The sequence below is a fragment of the Streptomyces sp. NPDC001502 genome, from assembly GCF_042894785.1.
In the GTDB taxonomy this organism is placed as follows: Bacteria; Actinomycetota; Actinomycetes; order Streptomycetales; family Streptomycetaceae; genus Streptomyces; species Streptomyces kutzneri.
Genome location: NZ_JBIAVW010000002.1, coordinates 306,684 through 327,944, shown reverse-complemented (window position 1 = coordinate 327,944; position 21,261 = coordinate 306,684). Strand labels below are relative to the sequence as shown.

Here is a 21,261-nt window from a genome sequence, read left to right as displayed (position 1 = left end):
GCCCGAACAGGATACGAAGACCTCGTGAACGAAAAGACCCAGGCAGCGACCGTCCGCGTGTTCATAGCGCTGGCCCCGCCCGACGACGCGAAGGAAGAGCTGGAGCAGCGGCTGGGTCCGGCCTACGCCGCCTACCCGCGCATGCGCTGGAACCGCATCGAGGACTGGCACATCACCCTGGCCTTCCTCGGCGAGCTCCCGGTCACCGCCGTCGAACTGCTGCGGCCGCCGCTCGCGGAGCTCGCCGCGGCCCGGCGGCCCCTGCGGCTCGCGCTGCGCGGCGGCGGGCACTTCGACGAGCGGGTCCTGTGGACCGGGATCGACGGAGACCTCGATGGGCTGCACCTGCTCGCCGCCGAGGTGCGCGCCGTGGTCGCCGACTGCGGCATCCCGTTCCACGGGCGGCCCCTGCGCCCGCATCTGACGCTGGCGCGCTCCCGCCGCCACGACACCACCAGCGCGGTGGAGGCCGCCACCGGGCTCGACGCGTTCACCGGCCGCCCGTGGGAGGCCCGGCGCCTCCACCTCGTCGGGAGCAACACCGGCCGCGGCCCCGGCCCCATCCACTACCGCGACATCCGGTCCTGGCCTTTCGAAGGCGACGGCTGACCCCGGCACAGGCTGCGCCCAAGCCCTGGGGCGGCGGTACGTGTTCCTACGTGCCCGGCAGCAGTTTGTGCCCTGCCGTGCGGATGGACGCGGTGCCGTCCTCACCGATGCGGCGGAGTTTGCCGACGCCGTCGTACTTGCGGGCGTTGATGAGGTAGCCCAGGCCGAAGATGGGGAGGAGGACGCCGGCTATGCCGGTGTATCCGTACCAGGAAGCGATGTCCGGGTCCGCGCCGCGGTCCGGGCCGTCCGGCTGCATGCCGACGTCGAAGGTCAGCCAGAGCAGCAAGGCGGCGAGGGCCAGGCCGATGAGGCCGAGGACGAAGTAGCGGACTCGCCTGGCGGTGGTGCGGGCGCGGCTGTGGACGGTCACCAGGAACTGCTCGCCGCATGCCGCGCAGACGATTCCGCCCGTGCCGCTGCCTTCCCGGGGCCGCATGGGAAGCGGCTGGACCCGGTGATGGGTGACCGTCACCGCGACCCCCTGCACACTCAGCACGTGGGCGAACATCGTTCTCGGCTGGTCCATGACGATGCTGCTTCCGAACGCCATCCGGCGCCCCCCTCTGGACAGTCGGCCCCCGAACAGACGGCAATCATGCCCGCAGGACGTACGACCGAACCGTGCGGACGAACACCTGTGCGGCACGAGTCCCCTGGAGAGCCCCTCGTCACCACCTCGCCCGGACCGTCAATCGATCACGACCCCATGCGCGCCTCAGGACGAAGCCGAGCTCACCGGGCCGAGACGGGCAGCCGTCGCGCACACCCGCCGGAGCAGGTAGTGCAGCTGGGTGCGCTCACCCTTCGTGAGGGAACCCAGCAGGACGTCCTGCACCGCGTTCATGTCGTCCTGCATGGCGGTCAGCGCCGCCGTACCGCTCGGGGTGAGCGTCACCACCTCGTGGCGACCACCGATGTTGACGACCATGTCCTGCACCAGGCCCTGCGCCAGGAGATCGCGGATCACCCGCGAGACGCCTGCCAGTGGCACGTCCATCTGCGCGGCAAGGTCGCGCCGGGCGTGCGGCCCCCATTCGGCCAGTGTCGTGAGAACCGACCGGTGCAAGGGGCTCGACCCGCCCGCACGCAATCGCTCGGTCATCAAGGCGTCCACGGCCTTGCCCGCCGCCGCCAGGAGATGGACGGTCTGCTCGGAGGGACTCGACGACCCGCTCCCCCTGTCGTACACGTCGCATCCAATCGCCGGGGAGGGGGATGTCACCTCCGGCCCGGGACACGCGGACGACGTCGCCCACGGCACGCCGCGCGCCGGGTACGGAGCACTTTCGGCTCCGGGACCGCACGGCGCTCCGGGCTCGAAGAGGTAGGTGAAGCAAACCTGGGCTGAGCTTACTTGCACCCGAGGCGATTGGTCTACATCGACGTCGTCACTCGGCGGTTCAGCGGCCTCGCACGTCTTCGGCGGCGAGTTCCACGTACTCGTGGAGTCCGTACGCCAGCGCCAGTCCCAGCAGGGCGGAGACCACCACCGCCGTCATCAGGCCCGCTGCGGCCGCCTGCGTCCGGCGCGCCTGTGGCCGGACCGGCACCGGTCGCAGCAGGGCTTCGACCCGCTGCGGGACCGGCCCCGTACTCACCGACAGCAAGGGGCCACGGTCCTTGCCCGCCTTCTGGGCGGACGCGGCGGCCAGTGCCGCGCGTGCGATCGCGGTCGCCGCCAGCCGCCGGTCGCCCACCGAGGAGGCCGCGGACTCGTCCGCCCACCGCTCCAGATGGAAGTCGAGCGCCGGGCGCAGGGGCCGCAGGGCGGGGTGCACCGCGGCCGCCAGGCAGGCGGTGACGGACCACAGATGGTGGCGGCCCGTCAGATGGGCCCGCTCGTGGCCGAGCAGCACCTCGCGCTCCGCCGGACCGAGCGTCTTGAGCATGCCCGTCGTCACCACGACCCGGCCTCCGCGCTTGCGCCATACCGGCAGCGCGAACGCCTGCGGCTCGGCGTCCGGCACGACCAGAAGATCGCCATCGGGCACCGCGCCGCCGGTGGACGCCCAGGCACGGGCGAGCAGCGAGCGGCGCTCGTACCAGCGGCGCACCAGCAGCACCGCCTGGAAGGCGAGTACCGCACCGGCGGCCGCGGCCACCGGCACGGTGGCAGGCCACTCGGCGGCCGCCTGCGACAGCGGAATCTGCTCCAGGGAGGCGAGGAACGGCACGTGGAACAGGCCGATGAGCGCTGCCACGGTGCCGCCGGCCAGCAGAAGAGCGGCTCCGGTCAGCGCCGCGCACGCCTCCTTCGGCGGCATGAGATCGGCCAGTCGGCGCGTCGCCGGCACCGCTGCCCAGGGAAGCAGCAGGGTCAGCACGACCACGGCCAGAGCCAGGGTCATTCGCCTTCCCCGGACTCCAGGAGCAGACGTCTCAGCGCTTCCTCGTCGTCCCCGGACAGCGAGGAGACGAACCGCTTCAGCACCAGGTCGCGTTGCGGCTCCCGCTCCAGCTCGCGGCGCATGCGCCCGGCCGCCAGCCCGGCGGCGTCGTCCGCCGCGGCGTAGGCGAAGCCCCTGCCCTCGCGGGTCCGCACGACCGTCCCCTTCTCGTAGAGGCGGGTGAGGATCGTCGTCACCGTCGTCCTGGCCAGGTCCCGGCCGAGCGCGGCGTTGATCTGCTGCGGGGTCAGCGGCTGCTCCGCCGCCCACAGGACCGCCAGCACGTCCGCGACGAGTTCACCGTGCGGACGCCTCGCGTCCCCGCCGTCCTCCGCCATCCCGCTACCGCCCTGTTGCCGCCCCGGGCCATGCACCCGGTCATCGATAAATAGGTTTGCCTTATCTAACTCTACGGGCCGGAATCGAGCCCCTCGGTGGGAGGCTCGTGACCGGCGCGCGGCACACCGGTCGGCTCACGCGGCATCCCCGGCGCCGTCGCCCTCCAGCAGAGCACGCAGCAGTGCCTCGTCCTCGTCGCCGAGCTGGGAGACGAAGCGGCTCAGCACGGTCACGCGGTCCTCGGTCCTGGCCAGTTCCGCGTGCATACGGCGCGCGGTCAGCCCCGACGCGTCCTCGGTCGGCAGGTAGGCGAACCCGCGACCGGACCGGGTGCGGGTCACCACGCCCTTTTCGTACAGACGGGACAGGATCGTCGTCACCGTCGTGCGGGCATGGGAGGAGCCGAGCGCCTCCTGGACCTGCCCCGGCGTCAGCGGAGTTCCGGCCGCCCACAGCGCCGCCAGGACACTCGCCCCCAACTCACCGGCGGGCCGCCGTTCCGCATGCGCGTGCCCCATGGGAATCTCCTCACCACAACAATCGTCTACAGTGACGTAGACCGTCTACACGACTGTAGTCGATGGTGTGGTCACCGCCCCGGTCCACTCACCTCAGGGGGAGCCGTCCACCATGGCCCTATCCGCCCACATGGCTGTGCCACAGGCCGTGAACCTGCTCGACGCCGGATCCCTGTTGTCCGCATTCGGCGCACTCGGCATCGCCGTCGTCCTCTTCGCCGAGACCGGCCTCCTGGTCGGCTTCTTCCTGCCCGGCGACTCCCTCCTGTTCACCGCGGGCCTGCTCTGCGTGCCGGGCGGGAACCGCCCCGTCCACCTCTCACTGCCTCAGGTACTGGCCTTCGCCGTCATCGGCGCGCTCCTGGGAGCGCAAGTGGGCTACCTGATCGGCCGACGCGGCGGCCGCGCCCTGCTCGCCCGTAGCCGGAGTCGCAAGCTCCACGACGGAGCCGAGCGCGCCGAGGAACTGCTCCACCGCTACGGGCACGCCAAGGCTGTCGTACTGGCCCGCTTCGTACCGGTGGTGCGCACCGTGCTCAATCCCCTGGCCGGAGCCCTGGGCGTGCCCGCCCGTGTCTTCACCCTCTGGCAGGTCGTGGGCGGGCTCCTCTGGACCGTGGGCCTCGTCCTCGCCGGATACGCCCTCGGCTCCTCCGTACCCGACGTCGACCGTTACCTCCTGCCGATCGTGGCCCTCGTCGTCCTCGTCTCCCTCACGCCGGTGGCCGTCGAAATGATCCGCCGGCGGGGGTCCCGCACCCCGAACGGAAGTGCGCGGTGAGCCTGGCCGCCCTGGACGGGCCGGCCGGGAAGGCGCCGCAGCCCCTGCCGATGGCGGCGGTCGCCCGACCCCGCCACCTCCGCTCACCGGCCGGCTCACCCCGGCCCCTGACCCCTGCGGACGGGAGATGACCCAGCACCCCGGTCACGCGGTGATCGTCGCCGCAGCGCTGCCCCTGGTCGTGCGGCACGGCATGTCGGTCACCACCTCGATGGTCGCCCGGGCCGCGGGGGTTCCGGCAGCGGCGGTCTTCACCGCGTTCCCCGAGAAGACAGCCCTGCTCGAAGCCTGCGCGGCCGAGGCACTCAGGGCGGACGAAGCAGTGGCGGCCATCACCGCGATCGACCTGACCCGGCCCCTCGAAGCCCGACTGGCCTCGGCCGCCGTACATCTGCGCAGCTACGCAACCCGCGTACTCCTGCTCGCCGATGCCATACCCCTGAACCGGACCCGGCTCCCCGGGCCCAGGGAGGGCACTGACGGGCACGCCCGGCACGAAGTGGAGCTCGCGTCGCTCCGACAAGCGCTGACGGCCCTGTTCGAACCGGAGCGTGGGCTTCTCAGAATGCCCCCGGAGCACCTCGCGCGGGTGTTCCAGTCGATGGTCCTGTCGGGCGCGCCGTCCGCCCCTGCGGAAACCCTGCCCGCCCACGAGCTGGTGTCGCTGTTCCTGTGGGGCGCGCTCACCCCTCCCTGACCAAAAACAGTGCCCCTCCCGAGCCCCATGCCCCATGCCCCCATGCCCCCGACCGTGCCGCCCGTGGCGGTCTGTCCGGACAGGACGCCCGATGAGCTCCCTCCCCGCCGCCGCACCCGGCGCCGTCAGCAAGCCGTGGTGGTGACCCGCCCTACCGGTGCCGGTGTGCTCGATGCTGCCGGCGGCGCTGATCTCGTCGGCCTGCGCGGCGCACGGCACGCCGTTCGGGGTCGACGAGGCCCTGGTGGTGCCGGCGCTGTGGGCGGCGGCCGTGGGCGGCGGCCGCGTGTACCTCGGCATGCACTGGCCACCGATGTCCTGGCGGGGTGGCTCCTGACCGCCCTGTGGGCCGGGCTGCCCGGGATGTTCCTCGTTTTCCTCCGGCGCCGGAAGTCCGGCGCCGTCCCGTCGAACGAAGGTGAAGGCACGTGAGCGCGATCAGTGTGGGGCAGGCCGTGGTCCTGGGCATCGTGGAAGGGGTGACGGAGTTCCTGCCGGTCTCGTCCACCGGCTACCTCAAGATCACCGAAGGGCTGATGGGCATCCCCGTCGACGACAAGTCCGTCGTGGCCTTCACCGCCGTCATCCAGGTCGGCGCGATCGCGGCGGTCCTCGTCTACTTCTTCCGCGACATCGTGCGCATCGTCTCCGCCTGGGGCCGCGGGCTGGCCGACCGCGAGGAGCGCTACCACCACGACTACAAGTTCGCCTGGTGGGTCATCTACGCCACCATCCCCATCGTGGTCGTGGGGCTCGCGGCGAAGCCGCTGATCGAAGGACCTCTCGCCTCCCTGTGGGTGGTGGCCGGATCACTGATCGTCGGCAGCGGCCTGATGTGGGCGGCCGACCGGATGGGCCGCCACAAGCGCGGCGAGGACGACACCGACCTCAGGGACGCCATGCTGGTCGGCTCCTCCCAGATCCTCGCCCTGCTCTTCCCCGGCTTCTCCCGCTCCGGCGCCACCATGTCCACCGGCCTCATCCTCGACCTCGAACGCGTCGCAGCCACCCGCCTGTCCTTCTTCCTCGGCATCCCCGCCCTGACCGGCGCGGGCCTCTACGAACTGGGGGACGCCCTCGGCGCCGGCGTCGACGCCCTCCCCCTGGTCACCGGCACCGCCGTGTCCTTCGCCGTCGCCTACGCCTCGATCGCCTGGCTCCTGAAGTTCGTCGCCAAGCACTCGTTCAACGCCTTCGTCGTCTACCGGATCGTCATCGGCGTACTCCTCTTCGGGCTGCTGGGCACCGGCGTCCTGCACGCCTGACCGGCCGGCCGAGCGTGACCGCCGCGAGCAGCACCGCCGTCCGGCAGCGCCGTGGCCCGGCCCGGTCGCGGCGGCCGCCGCTCTCGCCCTGCCAGGCGATCCACGAGGTCAGGCGCCGGTCAGCGCTGCCGGTGCGTCGTCCGTCTCCCTGAAGGAGGCCGACAGGGCGCGGGCCTCGTGTTCGGTCATCCGGGGAGTGTCGTACGGCACGGCGTTGACCCAGCGCTGAGTCAGCCGGGCGATCCGCTCGCCGTACCGCTCCGCGGTGATCAGGTCGCCGCGCGATCCGGCCTGCTCCGGCCCCTGGTCGGCGTGGCTCTGGCTCATCAGGCCCAGCCACGAGCCCAGCCGGTTCACATCGTCGCGGGTGCCACCGCTCCAGTTGTTGCCCGGCATGTCACCCACGCCGATCCACTGCATGCCCATCTGCGCGCCGAAGACCGCCAGTTGCTCCAGGACCGCGAGCTTGTCGCCGCTCTGCGAGGCGGACATGGTGAACGCTCCGGCCAGCTTGTCCTTCCACGCCTGCGTCGTGAACGGCGTGAACGCCGCTTCCATGAACGCCTTGAACACCGCCGATACGCTGCCCATCAGCGTCGGGCAGCCGAAGACGATCGCATCGGAACGGTCGAGCAGTGCCAGTACCTCCGCATCGTGCCAACGGCCCGCGATGACGTCCTCCGGCCGGATCTCGACGAGATGCACCCGGGCTCCGGGTACCAGCCGCGCCCCGTCGGCGAGGTGCTCGGCCAGGACCCGGGTGTGCCCGTGCACCGAGTGGTGGACCACCGTCACCGTAACTGTCGGCGCATCGTACTCACGGGCAACTTCATTGGCTGTCATGTGCTCTTCGCTGCTTCCGGTCGTGGGGCAATCCCTGCTTGCCCACCCATCACAGCCTCCGTACGCCACGGCATCAACGCCGAACTTCGGCACGCAGCGATCGGTCGCACCGATCGATCGCGTTAGTCTGCCCTCGTGGACAGAATCGAACTGGAAGCATTCGTCGCGGTCGCGGAAGAGCTCCACTTCGGCCGCGCCGCCGCGCGCCTGCACCGGGGGCAGCCCACCGTCAGCGACGCCGTCAGGCGGCTGGAAAGCACCCTGGGCGGGCGGCTGTTCCACCGCACCAGCCGCCGCGTGTCACTGACCGGTCTCGGCGAAGCGCTGCTGCCCGACGCCCATGCCGCCCTGGCCCAGCTGCGCCGCTTCCAGCAGCGCGGACGCTCCCTGGCCGCGGGCGACCGCAGCGGCACCACCCTCGTCGTCGCCCACGCCGAATACACCGGCCATCAGCTGCTGTTGCGCTGTCTGCCGCAGCTGCGCGACCGTTTCCCCGACGTGACGATCGTGCCGGAGACCATGCCGACCACGGCCCAGCTCACGGCTCTGCGGGCGGAGACGATCGGCCTGGGCATCGGCTGGGCGACCGGCGACGTCACCGGGGTGCGCGCGAGGGTGCTGTCCACCGAGCGCTTCATGGCGCTCGTACCCGAGGCCCACCCCCTCGCCGGGCACGCCGAGCTGAACGCGGCCGAACTGTCCACCACCGGCCTGCTCACCTGGCCCCACCAGATCAACAGCGGTCTCTGCGACCGCCTCCTGTCCGCCTTCCACATCGGCGGAGCCGACCTGCGCATCATCAGGACCGCCGACAGCGTGCACGCCATCGCCGCTCATGTCGCCGCCGGTACGGGCATCGGCATCACCGTCGAATCCGCCCTCGACCACCAGCCACCCGGCCTGCGGATCATCCCCCTCACCGGTCCTTCGACCACCGCCGACCAGGTCGTCCTCACCCCCACCGAACCGTCGGACACCGCCACGGCGCTGCGCGACCTGCTGCTGCAGGCCTCGGCAGCGTCTGCCTCCACCGATCGCCTCGCGGCCCGAGAGGACTCCTGCGACCCGCGATGACCCTGCCCGTCCCGGCCGGCCCTGAGGACCTGGCTGTACCGCATCGCCACCAACGTCTGCCTGGACGCCGTCGCCTCGGGCAAGCGGCGGGCGCTGCCGATGGATCTGTCCGGCCCGAGCGAGGGCAGCCTGCCGCCGGCACCACCGGAGGCCGCCGCCCTGTGGGTGGAACCCTGCCCTGGCGACGACGGGCGAGTCCGTGCGACTGGCGTTCGTCGCCACGCTGCGGCATCTGCCGCCCAGGCAGCGGGCCACGCTGATCCTGCGGGACGTCCTGGGCTTTTCGGCTCGTGAGGTTGCCGACCTGCACGGCTCCACCATCGCCTCGGCCAACAGTGCCCTGCAGCGGGCCCGCGCCACGCTGTGTCTGCCCCCGTACGCGAAATGGATGCGCGGTGCACCGGACATCCAGGCATGGCTCAACGGCCCCGCGATCGGCTGCCGCGGCTCACGTCTGATCCCGACCGCGGCGAACGGCTCCCCTGCCTTCGGCCAGTACCGACCCCACCCGGACGGCCTCGGCTACCTTCCCTGGGCGCTGCAGGTCGTCGAGTTCTCCGGCGACCGGATCACCGGCATCACGGCCTTCCGTGACACCGAGCGCCTGTTCCCGCTCTTCGGCTTGCCGGACCGCTTGGACGAGGATTTCCGACGCAGGCGACGGATCCCGGCGAGGGAGCCGCACCCGGCACGTGGTGCAGCAGGCGCACCGGCCCGGAACCGCGCGGCTCCTTCCGTCGACGGCTCCGGGATGGAGCCGGTCAGGTGTTCAGGAGGCGGTTGAAGAACGACCGGTAGTGCTGCAGTGCCAGCCGCAGCTCTTCCGTTGCGACCTGCTCACCCTGGCCCCACTGTGCCTCCAGCCCCTGCTTGTGGTCGGAGAAGGTACGGGCGAGGCTCTGCATCACTTCCGCGACGAGGGCGTCCGCCGACCTGACCGCCTCCTGCGGGTCGTCGACGAACCGGCCCTGAATCTCGCTCCATGTCTTGTGGTACTCCGCGGTGTCCTCGGCACCCAGCAGCGGTTCGTCAGTGCCCGCCTGAGCCGGGCCGGTCCCCGCTTCGCGATCCGTCGGGAGTTCGTCGCCGCCCTCGTCGCGGGTCCCGTCCTCGTCGGCGTCGGCGGTGTCCATGGTGGCCTCCCCCGGGTACACGGGCGGCTGCCCGCCGTCGGCCGCCGCTGCGCGGGTGCCCGTACCGTCGTCCCGGGCCGGCACGGGACGAGCTATGTCCTCCGTCGTGATGGCGGTGTCGCCGGCCCGCTCGTCGCTGCTCGCGTGGTTGCGCATGTCACCGGCTCCTTTCACTCAGTAGGTCGTCGAACAGGGCGCGGTAGTGCACCATCGCCCCTCGGAGTTCCTCGGTGGTCGTCCTCTGATCGGTGCTGCGCACCTTGACGTCGTGGGCAGCCCGGTAGTGCTCCAGGGTCCGGCCGTGTTCGACCGAGAGGTCACGCAGCTGACCCCGGTAGTCGTCCGTCGGATACCCTCGCTCGCGCATCAGCCGCGACACCAGTTCGTCAGCCTCGTCCACGGAGCCTTCCGGTCGGTCCACGAAATGTTCCTGAACGCTGCTCCATTCACCGGCGTACCGTTCTCGCCGTTCGGCAGGCAGTTCCTTGATCTCAAGCTTGTCGTGGCGTTCCTCGCGGGCTCGCAGCTCGCGCTCGGCGGCCATGCGGCCGCCCTCCGCCTCGACCGTGCGGTTGTACTCGGGGCCGAACTTGTTCTGGAGACGACGTCGGCGGGCCGCCATCCACAAGCCGACCGCGAGCGCGATCACGATGACCGCTGCGATGGCAATGACGGCTATAAGCGTGCTGGTTGACATGGTTGGCCTCCAGCCTGGAGCCTCACTGGGTTTCACTCACGCGGCTGCCCAGTCCCCTGATGGACAAACCCCGACCGGCCCCTCCCTCGACGACTGCGGATGCAGCCGGATTTCACGCGAGCTCAGTCGGGAGGTTCCGGCACCGCCGGCCGTTCGGTGGGAGAAGGCTGCTCCGGGGGATCGGTCGGCGGCGGCTTGTCTCCAGGGCCGGCGGGGTGCGGGTCGCGGGGGACCGCATCCGGCCCATCCGGAGTGGGCCCGGGGCCCTCGGGTTCCGGCTCGGTGGATCGTTCCATGGAGATCACCTCGTGGTACGGGTCCGTCTCGTACGCACGGCGCCTACCCTGCGGGTCGTCGCTCAAGCGGCGAACGGACTGTTGTCGATGTGCGCGAGCAGGTCGGCGGGGTGCCGGTAGACGGCCCGAGCGCCGGCCTCTTCGAGGTCACTCCGTGGGATGCCGCCGCAGAGCAGGCCCACACACACCACGTCGGCCCGGGAGCCCGCCTGCATGTCCCAGACGGTGTCGCCGACGAGTACGGCGCCCTGCGCGGGGGCGTCGGCGAGGCCGAGGGCGTGGTGCACCGGATCCGGTGCGGGCTTGCCCCGGCTCACGTCGTCGGAGCTCGCCGTCGCGGTGATGGCGTCGTCGGCGTCCAGGGCCCGTCTGAGCGCGTCGAGCTCGGCGTCCTTCGCGGAGGTCACGAGCACGACCCGCCAACCCCGTCGGTCCAGCTCGCGCAGCAGATCCGCTGCCGAGTCCAACGGGGGCAGCCGGTCGAAGTACGTGCCGTAGAGGGTGCGGTGCGCGGCGCTGAGCGTGTCGTCCTCGCTCGTATCCCGGTCCTCGCCCAGCACATGGGCAAGGAGGTCCTCACCGGGCAGTCCGACGGCGCGGTGGATGTCGTGCATCGCAATGTCGTGGCCCGCCTGCCGCAGGGCCTCCCACCAGCAGACCACATGCAGGTGATTGGTATCGGCGAGGGTGCCGTCGACATCGAACAACGCGGCGCGGTTCATGTCCGCCTCCCGCAAGGCTCAGCGACCGAGTGCCTGAACTCGGTCTCGTTCCCGGAGGAGGCCGTTGTCACAGCTCCCCCAGAGCCGGCAGCAGCTTCGTCTCGGACCAGTCCAGGAAGGGCTCCTGCCGGCCGCCGCCGATCTGGATCAGGGCGACCTCGGTGAATCCTGCGTCGACGTAGGGGCGTACGGCATCGACGAAGGCGTCCACGTCATCGCCGCAGGGGATGGCCTCGGCGACGTCCTCGGGCCCGGTGTGCCGCGAGGCCTGGGCGAAAGCCGCGGGGCCGGGGAGTTCCGCGTTGACCTTCCAGCCGCCGAGCGCCCAGCGGAACTGGTCGTGCGCTCGGGCCACCGCCGCGGCGCGGTCGGGGTCGTAGGAGACCGGGAGCTGGGCCACACACGGTTTGCCGGAGCCTCCGTACGCGCCGAACGCGGTCAGCAGTTCCTGCTTCGGCTCGGTGGCGATGAGCAGATCGCCGTAGCGGCCGGCGATCTCGCAGGAACGGTCTCCGGAGACGGCGATCCCGATGGGGGGCGGGTCGTCGGGGAGGTCCCAGAGCCTGGCGTTGTCGACGTCGAAGTGGCTGCCGTGATGGCTGACGTACCCGCCCGCGAACAGGGAGCGGATGATCGTCACGGCTTCCTGGAGCATGTCCAGGCGGACCTGGGCGGCGGGCCAGCCCGCGCCGACGATGTGCTCGTTGAGGTTCTCTCCCGAGCCCAGACCCAGCCGGAAGCGTCCCTGCGACAGGAGCTGCATCGTGGCCGCCTTCTGGGCGATCACGGCGGGGTGGTAGCGGAACGTCGGGCAGGTCACGTACGTCATGAGCGGGATCCGGGAGGTGGCCTGCGCGGCGGCGCCCAGGACGCTCCACGCGTAGGGCGCGTGCCCTTGGGCCTCCAGCCAGGGGAAGGAGTGGTCGGAGATGACGGAGAAGCCGAACCCTGCCCGCTCCGCTGCCACCACGTGGTCGACCAGTTCCCGGGGCCCGGCCTGCTCGGTCATCATCGTGTACCCGATTCGCACCATATCTGGCGCCTTACCACTTCGGGCCCGTTGAAACGCGCCCCGGGCCTCAGGCCGGGTGGCCGGGCTCCAGGTCGCGCAGCTCCCGGTACCGGAGCAGTGGGGGCGGCGGGCCCTCGATCGGCGCGCACACCGCTGCGGGAGCCAGGAGGAAGCCCACGTGGTCGCCGCCCTCGATCCGCCCTTCGATCCGCCCGGTGAACCAGATGCGCACCTGCTCCAGGACCGGACTGCCGGCTTCTCCCGGCCTCCAGGCGACCCGCGCGAACTTGTCCACCTCGTCGCCCGTCTCCCCTCCGAAGAGCTCCGCCAGCGCCCGGTCGTCGCGGTGGAGCAGGTGCACGGTGAGGCACTCGGCCTCGCGCGCGACGCGGTAGGTGCGGTTGGCGATCGACAGCCAGACGGTGAACCTCGGCGGGTCGATGGAGCACTGCGAGGCGAAACCCACCAGGCAGCCGTCCCGCTCGCCGCCGGACGCGGCCGTGACCACGTACACCGGGCCGTCGAGCACGTCCGTCATGGGATCCAGCTCCGTCACGGTGCGCCTCCTCGTGTTCCGAATGCCCCAGTGGCCCTCACGGCGGCTACCCCGGACGGTGGTCCGCAACCCGCCGGCGCTGCTCGACCCCGGCCGGGCCGGGCAGGCTGTGCCCGGTCAACGGCTGACGTCGCTCGGCGGCGGGGCTCACAGGCCGAGGTCGAGGAGGGCGTTCTCCACGACCTCGGTGAGCGCGGGGTGGATCCAGTACGGGGACTTGGTGAGGGTCGTGGCATCGATGCCCAGTGTCGCCGCGAGGACGAGGGGCTGGATGAGGGTGGGGGCCTGCGGGCCCATGAGGTGGGCGCCGAGGAGACGGCCGGTGCCGGGCTCGGCGAGCACCTTGCAGAATCCGGTGGTGTCCTCCATCGCCCACCCGTAGGCGACGTCGCCGTACTTGGCCGTGCCCACCAGGTAGTCCAGCCCTCTGTCGCGACACTCCTGCTCGGTGGCACCGACCGAGGCGATTTCCGGCCGGGTGAAGACCGCCGCGGGCACGAGTTCGTGGTCGGCCGCGATCAGGTCGTCCGGGTGCCGGAGATTGTGGGCCACGACCTCCGCCTCGCGGTTGGCCACGTGCTTGAGAGGCACCGGGGAACAGACGTCCCCGAGTGCGAAGACGCCCTCCGCTGTGGTGCGCTGATGCCGGTCGACGATCACTCGGCCGTCGTCGTGGGTGGTGATGCCGGCCGCTTCGAGGTCCAGCCGGTCGCTGTTCGGGACGCGGCCCACCGCGACGAGCAGCATGTCCGCCTCGACCGTCGATCCGTCGTCCAGGGTCAGCCGTAGCGCGCCCGGCCGACCGCCGACCGCCGTGACCTCCCGGCCGAGCCGGAGGTCGTAGCGGGAGCGGACCAGGTCGGTGAACCGCTCCCGGACCGTCTCGTCCTGCGGGCCGAGCAGATGCTCTTCCTTCTCGACGATGGTGACGGAGCTCCCGGTCTCGGCGAACACGTCGGCCAGTTCCGCGGCGATGTAGCCACCGCCGAGGATCACCAGGTGCCGGGGCGGAGCGTCGATGCGCATGACGGTGTCGGACGTCTCGTACGGCAGGCCCGCGTCCGCGACGGGCCCGGGGACCAGGGGCCGACCGCCCGCCGCGACGACGATCTGCCCGGCGCTGACGTCGACGGACCCGTCCACCCGGTCGATGCGCAGGGTCCTGGGGCCGGTGAACCGTGCCCTGCCCTCGTACACGGTGACCGAGTCCTGCTGCTCTCGGCCCGTGCGGCCTTCGTCCCGCTCGGCGTCCAGCCGCGCGAAGACCCGGTCGCGCGCCTCGCGCCAGCGCACCGCTCGCAGCTCGGCGTCCACGTCGTACTCCCCCGCTTCCCGGACGGTGCGGGCGACGTGCGCGGTGTAGGCGAGCATCTTGCTCGGGATGCATCCGGCGTTCAGGCAGGTTCCGCCGAACCAGCGCTCCTCGACGATGGCCACGTCCAGATCGGCGAACGAGTCGTCGACGACGGCGTTGCCGGATCCTGCACCGATGACGACAAGATCGTGGTGACGCATCGGGCCAGCCTACGAGGCCTCTGCCAAGCCGGTGCGCGGGCGCGCTGGTTCGTCGGCCTCTGTCCGGCGCGTGCCGCGCACCGGTGGCCGGCCTACGGTTCCTGACCGGCGAGCACGCCCGGCGGAACCGGCAGGGGGGAACGCAAGGCGCTCCGTCCTTCGTCCCAGGCCTCGCGGATGTGGGTCGCGAGGCGGTCCTCCAGCAGGACGGTCGCCGCGCACCCGAACGCGATGTCCGCCTCCAGGTCCGGCTCGTCGGCCAGCAGGCCTCCGATCACCTCGTGGCGCACGACCTGTTCGTGGACGGCGTCGGCTTCGACGTGCTCCGCGTAGAAGTGCACGGCCGAAGGTCCCGCTCCGCAGCGCCTCATGGCTTTGGCCAGCCGTCTGGACCCGGGCGACGACGTGACCTCGACGCATGCGAAGTGACCTACGAGCGCGCCCCGCAGTGCGCGGTGGAGCCCGAAGAGGGACATCACGTTCACGGTCGCGAGCAGCGGTGCCGGCGCGCGGTCCACGTAACGGCCGTAGGCGGGATCCAGCTCCAGGTCGGCCATGAGGTCCGCGAAGAGCCGTGCGTGGATGCGGTCGGCGCGGCCGGCGCCGAACTCGTCGTACTCGATGGCGACCATGGCGGCCTTGGCCCGTCCGGTGAGCCGGGGGATCACCCACGCGTGCGGGTCCGCCTCCTTGAGGTGGTAGAGGGAGCGAAGGGCCGCGTACTCGCGCAACTGCCAGAGCTCACCCCCGGTTTCGAGACGGTGGCTGAGGCTGCCGGAGGGGTCGACGGGCTCGACGAGCAGCGGCGCGAAGGCCTCCTCGACCGACCGTGATCGGGAGGTGTCGGACAGCTCGGTGCGCAAGGCGTGGAGGAAGCGGGTTTCGAGGGCTTGGCGCAGGCGGAGCAGGTCCGGGTCCCATTCGCGTTCGTCGTCCACGCCGTCGAAGCCGCGGTAGTGCAGTTCGTAGAGGAGGTAGAGCGCGAGCTGGAGGTCCTCACCCCACGGGTCGGCCTTCAGTACGGTCCCGGTGGCGTACGCGGGCGGGCCGCCGGACCGCAGTGCCGCGGCCACGGCCGAGGACAGCGGGCCGCGCCCCTCGGCCAGGCGGGGGCCGGCGACGGTCGCCGCCGTGCCGGGGCTGGGAGGGGTCATCACGGCGTCCTGTCCTCGGGCGGCGGCGGGTCGGCTCGCTCACGACGGCGGTGGCTGGTGTCGCACCAGGGGTATGTACGGCTGCGGCGGCAGGTGCACACCGCGACCATGAAACGGTCCGAGCGGGCGACCGTCCCGTCGTCCAGGACGATCTCGACCGGCCCCTCCACCAGGACCGGGCCCTGGGGGTCCACGGACACCCGGCGCGCGGGCGTGGCCGCGAGAACCGGGCACGGGCCGCGGTCAGACGTATTCGGCACGGATGACCACCAGTTCTTCCCACTCCTCGGCCGCTGCCGCCAGACCCCGCTGCTCCAGCCAGGACCGCCGCGAACGCAGTACGGGGCCCCACGGCACCGAGGCCCTCACCGTGACTTCTGCGGCGATCCCCGCTCCGGTCAGACGGTCGAGCGTCTTCTCGGCCCCGCACAGAGCCGAGTGCACCATGAGCAGCACACCCCCGGGCCGCAGCAGCGCCGGGGCACTCGTACAGATCCGGTCGATGACCTCGCGCCCGTCGGGGCCGGCGTCCCAGGCCCGCTCGGGCCCACGCGACGGCAGCCGGACCCCCGGGGCGGGGACGTACGGCGGGTTGGCGACCACCAGGTCGAAGCGACGCCCTGCGGTGCGCGCCGCGAAGTCGCCGTGCATGACGCGCAAGGGAAGTCGCCGACGCAACGCGTTCAGGCGCGCCGTGACCACGGCGGGCCAGGAGACATCGACCGCCGTGACCCGGGCTCCCCTGCCGGCGGCGTGCAGGGCCAGTGCACCGGTGCCCGTCCCGATCTCCAGCGCGTCCGTCCAGCGCCCGAGATCCTCCAGGGCAAGCGCCTCCGCGAGGAGAAGGGTGTCCGCCTGCGGCTGGTAGACGCCCGGCAGGGCCATCAGGGCGACTGGCAGCGGGGGCGGGGACAGAGCCGTGCTGGGCACCGCGTACCTCCAGGTTGCAATGCGGCCCTCAGAGCGGACCGCGACCATGACCCGACACCCTGCGGCTGCCCTCGACGATGTGGTCCATCCGGAACTGCGCGCTCTTCAGAGGATCAGACGAACACCGGACTTCATCCCCGTGCGCGGTAGCCCGGGAAGGGGCCGGTACAGCGGCGGGTCATCCCGGCCAGGTGCCCGTCATACGACGGGTGGCGACGGCGCCCGAGCGGTCGACCGCCGCCTTGACCACGGCGAAGATCGCGCCCTGGAGGGCGGCGGCGATCAGGATCTGCCGCCACGAGCGGTCTTCGTCCGTGGCGCTGGGGGCGTCGCCTTCTCCTTCGACGATCTTCCAGACCTGCTTGAACGCGGCCCCCGCGATCATGCCGCTGGCGGCGCCGAGAGCCAGCCCGACCGGCTTGTAGGCGACCGTGGACGCTTTCATCGTCGTCCGCGGCCGCGCCGCACCAGCAGGAGGACGACCAGGAGGGCGCCGACGGCGAGCAGCGGCTTGCGGTTGGCGCGTACGACCGTCGCGACCTGGCCTGCCTTGTGAAGAACCGGATCGGGTGTCGTGTCCTTCACCAACTGCGCGGCATGCTGGGTCTGCACGCGGATCTGGTCGGCGACCAGGGCGGTCTTCTCGGCGGCCTGTTCCTTCACAGCGGCTGTCTTCTCCTTCGCCTGCGCCTTGATGTCGGCCTTGGCGGCCAGTGCCTCGACGGTCCGCCCGAGCTCGTCACGGGTGTGTTCGACCTGTTCCCGCAGCTCGTCGGGGGTGGGCGCGCCGATATGGGTTCGGGGGTCGTTGCTCATCGCTGTGCCTTCTCCTTGATCTCGGTCAGGTCGGCCTTGACGCTGCCGATGGTCTTCTCCGGGAGCGGGGCGCCGGCCTGGGAGATCTGTTTCTTCCCGGCCAAGGCGGTCACTGCGGCGACCGCCGCGAGCACCGCCGTGAGGATCAGGGCCGACGCCCACACCGGGAGTATCAGCGCGAGGGCCGCGATGCAGGTTGCGACCAGGGCCTGGGCTGCCAGAATTCCGATCAGGCCCGCCGCGCCGTACAGGCCGCCGCCTTTCCCGAAGCGTTTCCCTTTCTGAGCCATTTCTGCCCGAGCCAGCTGCATCTCCTCACGGACCAGCTCCGAAATCTGCTGGGAAGCACGTGAAACCAGCACGCTCACGGATTCGTCGGAGGTGTGTGTCTGCCGCTCTGCCACGCTCATGCGGACTCTCCCCTTTCCGGTGCGCACGCCGCTGTCATGGCGCGCCTACCCAATAAAGGACCGAGCACCCACGTCACATGCGGATGCTCGATCCGTCCCTCGCGCGAGGAGCAGCGACCGGATCCCGCCCGACCGACAAGACACCCCCCAGAGCGAGCCGTTGCGGCGGAAGGCGCGAGTACGTCCCCGAAGAGCTCCCGCTTCGGCCGCCGACGCTCCTGAACCGAGCCAAAGGGGAGGAAACGCAGCGCTCGCGACATCAAAGAGGGGTGCACGGGTAGCCGGACACCATGGACCCCAACCAGCACACCCCGCTCCGCGCTGTCGCGCTCGTCTGCACCCTGTCCCCCTCCCCCGCCCCGTCCAGCTCCGAATTGCTGGCCGAGCAGACCATGACCGCCCTCGGCGGGCACGGCGTCACAGGGAAGACCATCCGGATCGCGGACCACGATGTGAAGCCCGGTGTGAAGACCGACATGGGCGACGGGGACGCCTGGCCGGAGATCCGGGACACCATCCTGGGCTGCGACATCCTGATCCTCTCCACGCCCGTCTGGCTCGGCCATCCGTCCAGCATCGCCCAGCGGGTTCTGGAGCGTCTGGACGCGGAGATCTCCGAGACCGATGACGAGGGCCGCATGCTCACCTACGGCAAGGCCGCCGCGGTGTGTGTCGTCGGCAACGAGGACGGCGCGCACAAGGTCAGCGCCGACCTCTTCCAGGGCCTGAGCGACGTCGGCTTCTCCCTCGCACCGAACGCCGTCACCTACTGGGTCGGCGAAGCCATGCAGGGCACCGACTACCAGGGCCTCGACAAGACCCCCGAGAAGACGGCCGCCACCACGGCCACGCTCGCCGCGAACACCGCCCACCTCGCCCGCCGTCTCAAGGCCGCGCCGTACCCGGCGAGCTGACCCAGCGGGGAGATCGTCAACGCCACTGGAGGTACGCCCCTGCCGTGACCTGCCGCGATCGGATGCTTCATCCGATCTTCATCCGATCCAAAGCCCAGCAGCACCCATCGCACGGGGCGGGAGCGAGGGGTCAACGGGCCTCATCGAGGCACCGCTCTCCCCTGTCCACCGCGTCGGCGGCTCCGAGGAGAGCGATCATGACTGAGCAACCGACATCAACCGGCAACGCCGGGAACGCCGGGAACGAGCTGCCGGGCAAGCCCGGCCCGGAGTCTCCGCTTCTGATCGAGCCGACGGAGCCCACGCAACCCCTTCCCCCGAAACCCGACCAGGACGGCCCCGAGACGGTGGGTCCTACCGGGCAGGCAACGGGGGCGGACCAGGCGCGCATGGCGCAGAGCGGCGCGTACCTCACCACTGCCCAGGGCACGCGTCTGCCGGACACCGATCACTCCCTCAAGGCCGGGGCACGTGGTCCGGTCCTGCTCCAGGACCACCATCTGCGCGAGAAGATCACGCACTTCGACCACGAGCGGATCCCGGAGCGGGTCGTCCACGCCCGGGGCGCTGCCGCTCACGGCGTGTTCCAGGGATACGGCACGGCCGGTGAGGTGTCGAAGGCGGCGTTCCTGGCCAAGGATGTGGAGACGCCGGTGTTCGTGCGGTTCTCCACGGTCCTGGGCTCGCGCGGATCCGCGGACACCGTGCGCGACACGCGTGGTTTCGCGACGAAGTTCTACACCGACGAGGGCACCTTCGACCTGGTCGGGAACAACATCCCGGTGTTCTTCATCCAGGACGCGGTCAAGTTCCCCGACGTGATCCACGCCGGCAAGCCGCATCCGGACCGTGAGATCCCGCAGGCGCAGAGCGCGCACGACACGTTCTGGGACTTCGTGTCCCTGCACACGGAGGCCACCCACCACACCCTCTGGAACATGTCCGACCGCGGGATCCCGCGGTCCTTCCGGATGATGGAGGGCTTCGGGGTCCACACGTTCCGCCTGGTCAACGCTGCCGACGAGAGCGTGCTCGTGAAGTTCCACTGGAAGCCGAAGCTGGGCGTGCACTCCCTGGTCTGGGAGGAAGCACAGATGATCAGCGGGATGGACCCCGACTTCCACCGCCGGGACCTCTTCGACGCCATCGAATCGGGCGCCTTCCCGCAGTGGGAACTGGGCATCCAGGTCTTCCCCGACACCGACGACCAGACCTTCGAGGGCATCGACCTCCTCGACCCCACCAAGATCGTGCCGGAGGAGCGCTCGCCGGTGCAGCCCATCGGGCTGATGACCCTGAACGGCAACACCAAGAACTACTTCGCCGAGACCGAACAGGTCGCCTTCCACCCCGGCCACCTCGTCCCCGGCATCGACGTCACCGACGACCCGCTGCTCGCCGGCCGGCTCTTCTCCTACCTCGACACACAGATCAGCCGACTCGGCGGCCCCAACTTCGGCCAGATCCCGGTCAACAGGCCGCACGCCCCCGTCAACGACATGCTGCGCGACGGCATGCACCAGAGCGCCGTCCACACCGGCGTCGCCCCCTACCGGCCCAACAGCCTCGACGGGGGCTGCCCCTTCCTCGCCGGAGCCGATACGGCCGCCTTCATCGAGACACCCGTGAAGGTACCGGCGGCAAGCAAGGTCCGCGAGGCACCCGCCTCGTTCTCGGACCACTTCACCCAGCCGCGCCTCTTCTGGCTCAGCATGACCCCGCCCGAGCGCGAACACATCATCGCCGCCTACACCTTCGAACTGAGCAAGTGCTACGAGCAGGCCATCAAGGAACGCACCCTGAAGGTGCTCGCGAACATCGATCCGCAGCTGTGCGAGCAGGTCGCCACGGGCCTCGGCCTGCCGGCCCCCGCGGCCACCGTGCCACTCGTCGCAGCCGACCCCAGCCCCGCACTCTCCCAACTGGGCGGGACCTGGCCGACCGACGGACGGGTGATCGGCATCATCGCCGACACCGCGGCCGACCTGAACGGCGTACGGACCGCCCGGCAGGCCGTCCTGGACGCCGGCATGGTGCCCCTCGTCATCGCCCCGACCGGCGGCGCCCTCGGTGACGACGGCGACCCGATCGCCGTCCAGCGCACCTTCGCCACCGCCCGCTCCGTCGAATTCGACGCCCTCCTGCTGGCCGGCGTACCCCAGGCCGGCGCGGACGCGTACGGCGCCCGCGACGCCAAGGCCGGCACGGCCCAGCCCCCCGAAGCCCCCGACCCGCGCGTCTTGCTGCTCCTCACCGAGGCGTACCGGCACGGCAAGGCGATCGGCGGCTGGAACGGCGCGGAGGGGCTCCTCGAAACCGCCGGCATCACGGCAGACGAACCCGGCGTCGCCGTCGCCGACAGCGGTACCGCGGTCGTCGGCGCACTCACGACGGCGCTGGCCGGGCACCGAGCCTGGGACCGGTTCCCCGCCGCCCTCTGATCAGCGTTCGGCGTAGGGAGGGTCGCCCGCACCGGCCCCACGGAGGTGTCCGAGGTACCGTCACGGACTTGCCGGAGTGCGTGAAGCACTGAAAGCGGGGCAGGCGAAGTCCAGGCGGAACGCAGCACATCTGCCGACACGACGTACGG

General features: G+C 71.2%; 26 protein-coding genes and 1 pseudogene. 9 read left to right on the top strand and 18 right to left on the bottom strand.

Annotation, left to right across the window (positions count from 1 at the left end):
* Positions 1 to 24 precede the first annotated feature (24 nt).
* Complete coding sequence (thpR, locus tag ACFY0D_RS03900; protein ID WP_390796803.1) at positions 25 to 609, top strand: RNA 2',3'-cyclic phosphodiesterase; 585 nt, start codon at positions 25 to 27, stop codon at positions 607 to 609.
* A 46-nt stretch (positions 610 to 655) separates the two neighbouring features.
* Here the strand turns inward: thpR and ACFY0D_RS03895 are convergent, their stop codons facing one another.
* The 5 genes from ACFY0D_RS03895 to ACFY0D_RS03875 all read right to left on the bottom strand — a co-directional run bounded on the left by ACFY0D_RS03895 (position 656) and on the right by ACFY0D_RS03875 (position 3,856).
* Positions 656 to 1,138, bottom strand: a complete 483-nt coding sequence (locus tag ACFY0D_RS03895; RefSeq protein ID WP_390796802.1) for a hypothetical protein — start codon at positions 1,136 to 1,138, stop codon at positions 656 to 658.
* 189 nt (positions 1,139 to 1,327) lie between these two features.
* The gene (locus ACFY0D_RS03890) at positions 1,328 to 1,801 is read right to left on the bottom strand and encodes a MarR family winged helix-turn-helix transcriptional regulator (protein ID WP_390796801.1); all 474 of its coding nucleotides are present in this window, start codon (positions 1,799 to 1,801) and stop codon (positions 1,328 to 1,330) included.
* A gap of 211 nt (positions 1,802 to 2,012) precedes the next feature.
* Complete coding sequence (locus ACFY0D_RS03885; protein ID WP_390796800.1) at positions 2,013 to 2,960, bottom strand: M56 family metallopeptidase; 948 nt, start codon at positions 2,958 to 2,960, stop codon at positions 2,013 to 2,015.
* Complete coding sequence (locus ACFY0D_RS03880; RefSeq protein WP_390796799.1) at positions 2,957 to 3,337, bottom strand: BlaI/MecI/CopY family transcriptional regulator; 381 nt, start codon at positions 3,335 to 3,337, stop codon at positions 2,957 to 2,959. The genes ACFY0D_RS03885 and ACFY0D_RS03880 overlap by 4 nt, the downstream gene beginning before the upstream one ends.
* 135 nt (positions 3,338 to 3,472) lie before the next feature.
* The gene (locus tag ACFY0D_RS03875) at positions 3,473 to 3,856 is read right to left on the bottom strand and encodes a BlaI/MecI/CopY family transcriptional regulator (protein WP_390796798.1); all 384 of its coding nucleotides are present in this window, start codon (positions 3,854 to 3,856) and stop codon (positions 3,473 to 3,475) included.
* A gap of 130 nt (positions 3,857 to 3,986) precedes the next feature.
* On the opposite strand from ACFY0D_RS03875, the gene ACFY0D_RS03870 reads away from it, so the two are divergent.
* The 4 genes from ACFY0D_RS03870 to ACFY0D_RS03855 all read left to right on the top strand — a co-directional run bounded on the left by ACFY0D_RS03870 (position 3,987) and on the right by ACFY0D_RS03855 (position 6,599).
* A complete protein-coding gene (locus tag ACFY0D_RS03870) occupies positions 3,987 to 4,637 on the top strand; it encodes a DedA family protein (RefSeq protein ID WP_390796797.1) in 651 nt (216 codons plus the stop codon).
* Between the two features lie 127 nt (positions 4,638 to 4,764).
* Positions 4,765 to 5,334, top strand: a complete 570-nt coding sequence (locus ACFY0D_RS03865; protein WP_390796796.1) for a TetR family transcriptional regulator — start codon at positions 4,765 to 4,767, stop codon at positions 5,332 to 5,334.
* 163 nt (positions 5,335 to 5,497) lie between these two features.
* Positions 5,498 to 5,671, top strand: a complete 174-nt coding sequence (locus ACFY0D_RS03860; protein ID WP_390796795.1) for a hypothetical protein — start codon at positions 5,498 to 5,500, stop codon at positions 5,669 to 5,671.
* A 91-nt stretch (positions 5,672 to 5,762) separates the two neighbouring features.
* Positions 5,763 to 6,599, top strand: a complete 837-nt coding sequence (locus ACFY0D_RS03855) for an undecaprenyl-diphosphate phosphatase (RefSeq protein WP_390796794.1) — start codon at positions 5,763 to 5,765, stop codon at positions 6,597 to 6,599.
* 108 nt (positions 6,600 to 6,707) lie between these two features.
* Here ACFY0D_RS03855 and ACFY0D_RS03850 read toward each other — a convergent pair whose 3' ends face one another.
* Positions 6,708 to 7,442, bottom strand: a complete 735-nt coding sequence (locus ACFY0D_RS03850; protein WP_390796793.1) for a flavodoxin family protein — start codon at positions 7,440 to 7,442, stop codon at positions 6,708 to 6,710.
* 135 nt (positions 7,443 to 7,577) lie between these two features.
* Here ACFY0D_RS03850 and ACFY0D_RS03845 point away from each other — a divergent pair, with 135 nt between their 5' ends.
* Together ACFY0D_RS03845 and ACFY0D_RS03840 are read left to right on the top strand one after the other, a co-directional pair.
* The gene (locus ACFY0D_RS03845; RefSeq protein WP_390796792.1) at positions 7,578 to 8,516 is read left to right on the top strand and encodes a LysR substrate-binding domain-containing protein; all 939 of its coding nucleotides are present in this window, start codon (positions 7,578 to 7,580) and stop codon (positions 8,514 to 8,516) included.
* Positions 8,517 to 8,528: 12 nt separating this feature from the next.
* Positions 8,529 to 9,156, top strand: a pseudogene (locus tag ACFY0D_RS03840) (sigma factor-like helix-turn-helix DNA-binding protein); the annotation flags it as partial.
* A 121-nt stretch (positions 9,157 to 9,277) separates the two neighbouring features.
* Here the strand turns inward: ACFY0D_RS03840 and ACFY0D_RS03835 are convergent.
* The 12 genes from ACFY0D_RS03835 to ACFY0D_RS03780 all read right to left on the bottom strand — a co-directional run bounded on the left by ACFY0D_RS03835 (position 9,278) and on the right by ACFY0D_RS03780 (position 17,757).
* Positions 9,278 to 9,805 carry a hypothetical protein gene (locus tag ACFY0D_RS03835; RefSeq protein WP_390796791.1) on the bottom strand — a complete coding sequence of 176 codons (528 nt, stop codon included), beginning with the start codon at positions 9,803 to 9,805 and terminating at the stop codon, positions 9,278 to 9,280.
* 1 nt (position 9,806) lies between these two features.
* Positions 9,807 to 10,346, bottom strand: a complete 540-nt coding sequence (locus tag ACFY0D_RS03830; RefSeq protein ID WP_390796790.1) for a hypothetical protein — start codon at positions 10,344 to 10,346, stop codon at positions 9,807 to 9,809.
* A gap of 358 nt (positions 10,347 to 10,704) precedes the next feature.
* Positions 10,705 to 11,364: an HAD family hydrolase gene (locus tag ACFY0D_RS03825; RefSeq protein WP_390796789.1), complete on the bottom strand. Its 660-nt coding sequence runs from the start codon at positions 11,362 to 11,364 to the stop codon at positions 10,705 to 10,707.
* Between the two features lie 67 nt (positions 11,365 to 11,431).
* Positions 11,432 to 12,397 carry an LLM class F420-dependent oxidoreductase gene (locus ACFY0D_RS03820; protein WP_390796788.1) on the bottom strand — a complete coding sequence of 322 codons (966 nt, stop codon included), beginning with the start codon at positions 12,395 to 12,397 and terminating at the stop codon, positions 11,432 to 11,434.
* 46 nt (positions 12,398 to 12,443) lie between these two features.
* On the bottom strand, positions 12,444 to 12,932 hold the full coding sequence (locus ACFY0D_RS03815; protein WP_390796787.1) for a flavin reductase family protein: 489 nt from the start codon (positions 12,930 to 12,932) through the stop codon (positions 12,444 to 12,446).
* 147 nt (positions 12,933 to 13,079) lie between these two features.
* Positions 13,080 to 14,447 (bottom strand): mycothione reductase, encoded by a 1,368-nt coding sequence (locus ACFY0D_RS03810; protein ID WP_390796786.1) that lies wholly within the window; start codon positions 14,445 to 14,447, stop codon positions 13,080 to 13,082.
* A gap of 92 nt (positions 14,448 to 14,539) precedes the next feature.
* The gene (locus ACFY0D_RS03805; protein WP_390796785.1) at positions 14,540 to 15,601 is read right to left on the bottom strand and encodes an iron-containing redox enzyme family protein; all 1,062 of its coding nucleotides are present in this window, start codon (positions 15,599 to 15,601) and stop codon (positions 14,540 to 14,542) included.
* A complete protein-coding gene (locus ACFY0D_RS03800) occupies positions 15,601 to 15,861 on the bottom strand; it encodes a CDGSH iron-sulfur domain-containing protein (RefSeq protein ID WP_390796784.1) in 261 nt (86 codons plus the stop codon). The genes ACFY0D_RS03805 and ACFY0D_RS03800 overlap by 1 nt, the downstream gene beginning before the upstream one ends.
* Positions 15,845 to 16,486, bottom strand: coding sequence for a HemK2/MTQ2 family protein methyltransferase (locus tag ACFY0D_RS03795; RefSeq protein WP_390796989.1), 642 nt, complete (start codon positions 16,484 to 16,486; stop codon positions 15,845 to 15,847). The genes ACFY0D_RS03800 and ACFY0D_RS03795 overlap by 17 nt, the downstream gene beginning before the upstream one ends.
* A gap of 223 nt (positions 16,487 to 16,709) precedes the next feature.
* Entirely contained in the window at positions 16,710 to 16,976 is a 267-nt protein-coding gene (locus ACFY0D_RS03790; protein WP_390796783.1) for a DUF4235 domain-containing protein, read from the bottom strand.
* On the bottom strand, positions 16,973 to 17,347 hold the full coding sequence (locus ACFY0D_RS03785; RefSeq protein WP_390796782.1) for a DUF3618 domain-containing protein: 375 nt from the start codon (positions 17,345 to 17,347) through the stop codon (positions 16,973 to 16,975). The genes ACFY0D_RS03790 and ACFY0D_RS03785 overlap by 4 nt, the downstream gene beginning before the upstream one ends.
* On the bottom strand, positions 17,344 to 17,757 hold the full coding sequence (locus tag ACFY0D_RS03780; protein ID WP_390796781.1) for a phage holin family protein: 414 nt from the start codon (positions 17,755 to 17,757) through the stop codon (positions 17,344 to 17,346). The genes ACFY0D_RS03785 and ACFY0D_RS03780 overlap by 4 nt, the downstream gene beginning before the upstream one ends.
* A 290-nt stretch (positions 17,758 to 18,047) precedes the next feature.
* Between ACFY0D_RS03780 and ACFY0D_RS03775 the strand changes: the two genes are divergently transcribed.
* Positions 18,048 to 18,671 carry a flavodoxin family protein gene (locus tag ACFY0D_RS03775; protein ID WP_390796780.1) on the top strand — a complete coding sequence of 208 codons (624 nt, stop codon included), beginning with the start codon at positions 18,048 to 18,050 and terminating at the stop codon, positions 18,669 to 18,671.
* Positions 18,672 to 18,868: 197 nt separating this feature from the next.
* The gene (locus ACFY0D_RS03770; RefSeq protein ID WP_390796779.1) at positions 18,869 to 21,112 is read left to right on the top strand and encodes a catalase; all 2,244 of its coding nucleotides are present in this window, start codon (positions 18,869 to 18,871) and stop codon (positions 21,110 to 21,112) included.
* Positions 21,113 to 21,261 lie beyond the last annotated feature (149 nt).

Bases quoted from the DNA above. Each gene is read 5' to 3' on its own strand.
- ACFY0D_RS03830 (WP_390796790.1), bottom strand. From the start codon at position 10,346: ATGTCAACCAGCACGCTTATAGCCGTCATTGCCATCGCAGCGGTCATC.
- ACFY0D_RS03775 (WP_390796780.1), top strand. From the start codon at position 18,048: ATGGACCCCAACCAGCACACCCCGCTCCGCGCTGTCGCGCTCGTCTGC.
- ACFY0D_RS03875 (WP_390796798.1), bottom strand. From the start codon at position 3,856: ATGGGGCACGCGCATGCGGAACGGCGGCCCGCCGGTGAGTTGGGGGCG.
- ACFY0D_RS03770 (WP_390796779.1), top strand. From the start codon at position 18,869: ATGACTGAGCAACCGACATCAACCGGCAACGCCGGGAACGCCGGGAAC.
- ACFY0D_RS03780 (WP_390796781.1), bottom strand. From the start codon at position 17,757: ATGAGCGTGGCAGAGCGGCAGACACACACCTCCGACGAATCCGTGAGC.
- ACFY0D_RS03870 (WP_390796797.1), top strand. From the start codon at position 3,987: ATGGCTGTGCCACAGGCCGTGAACCTGCTCGACGCCGGATCCCTGTTG.
- ACFY0D_RS03805 (WP_390796785.1), bottom strand. From the start codon at position 15,601: ATGACCCCTCCCAGCCCCGGCACGGCGGCGACCGTCGCCGGCCCCCGC.
- ACFY0D_RS03810 (WP_390796786.1), bottom strand. From the start codon at position 14,447: ATGCGTCACCACGATCTTGTCGTCATCGGTGCAGGATCCGGCAACGCC.
- ACFY0D_RS03795 (WP_390796989.1), bottom strand. From the start codon at position 16,486: ATGGCCCTGCCGGGCGTCTACCAGCCGCAGGCGGACACCCTTCTCCTC.
- ACFY0D_RS03850 (WP_390796793.1), bottom strand. From the start codon at position 7,442: ATGACAGCCAATGAAGTTGCCCGTGAGTACGATGCGCCGACAGTTACG.
- ACFY0D_RS03790 (WP_390796783.1), bottom strand. From the start codon at position 16,976: ATGAAAGCGTCCACGGTCGCCTACAAGCCGGTCGGGCTGGCTCTCGGC.
- ACFY0D_RS03895 (WP_390796802.1), bottom strand. From the start codon at position 1,138: ATGGACCAGCCGAGAACGATGTTCGCCCACGTGCTGAGTGTGCAGGGG.
- ACFY0D_RS03785 (WP_390796782.1), bottom strand. From the start codon at position 17,347: ATGAGCAACGACCCCCGAACCCATATCGGCGCGCCCACCCCCGACGAG.
- ACFY0D_RS03820 (WP_390796788.1), bottom strand. From the start codon at position 12,397: ATGGTGCGAATCGGGTACACGATGATGACCGAGCAGGCCGGGCCCCGG.
- ACFY0D_RS03880 (WP_390796799.1), bottom strand. From the start codon at position 3,337: ATGGCGGAGGACGGCGGGGACGCGAGGCGTCCGCACGGTGAACTCGTC.
- ACFY0D_RS03835 (WP_390796791.1), bottom strand. From the start codon at position 9,805: ATGCGCAACCACGCGAGCAGCGACGAGCGGGCCGGCGACACCGCCATC.
- ACFY0D_RS03825 (WP_390796789.1), bottom strand. From the start codon at position 11,364: ATGAACCGCGCCGCGTTGTTCGATGTCGACGGCACCCTCGCCGATACC.
- ACFY0D_RS03865 (WP_390796796.1), top strand. From the start codon at position 4,765: ATGACCCAGCACCCCGGTCACGCGGTGATCGTCGCCGCAGCGCTGCCC.
- ACFY0D_RS03885 (WP_390796800.1), bottom strand. From the start codon at position 2,960: ATGACCCTGGCTCTGGCCGTGGTCGTGCTGACCCTGCTGCTTCCCTGG.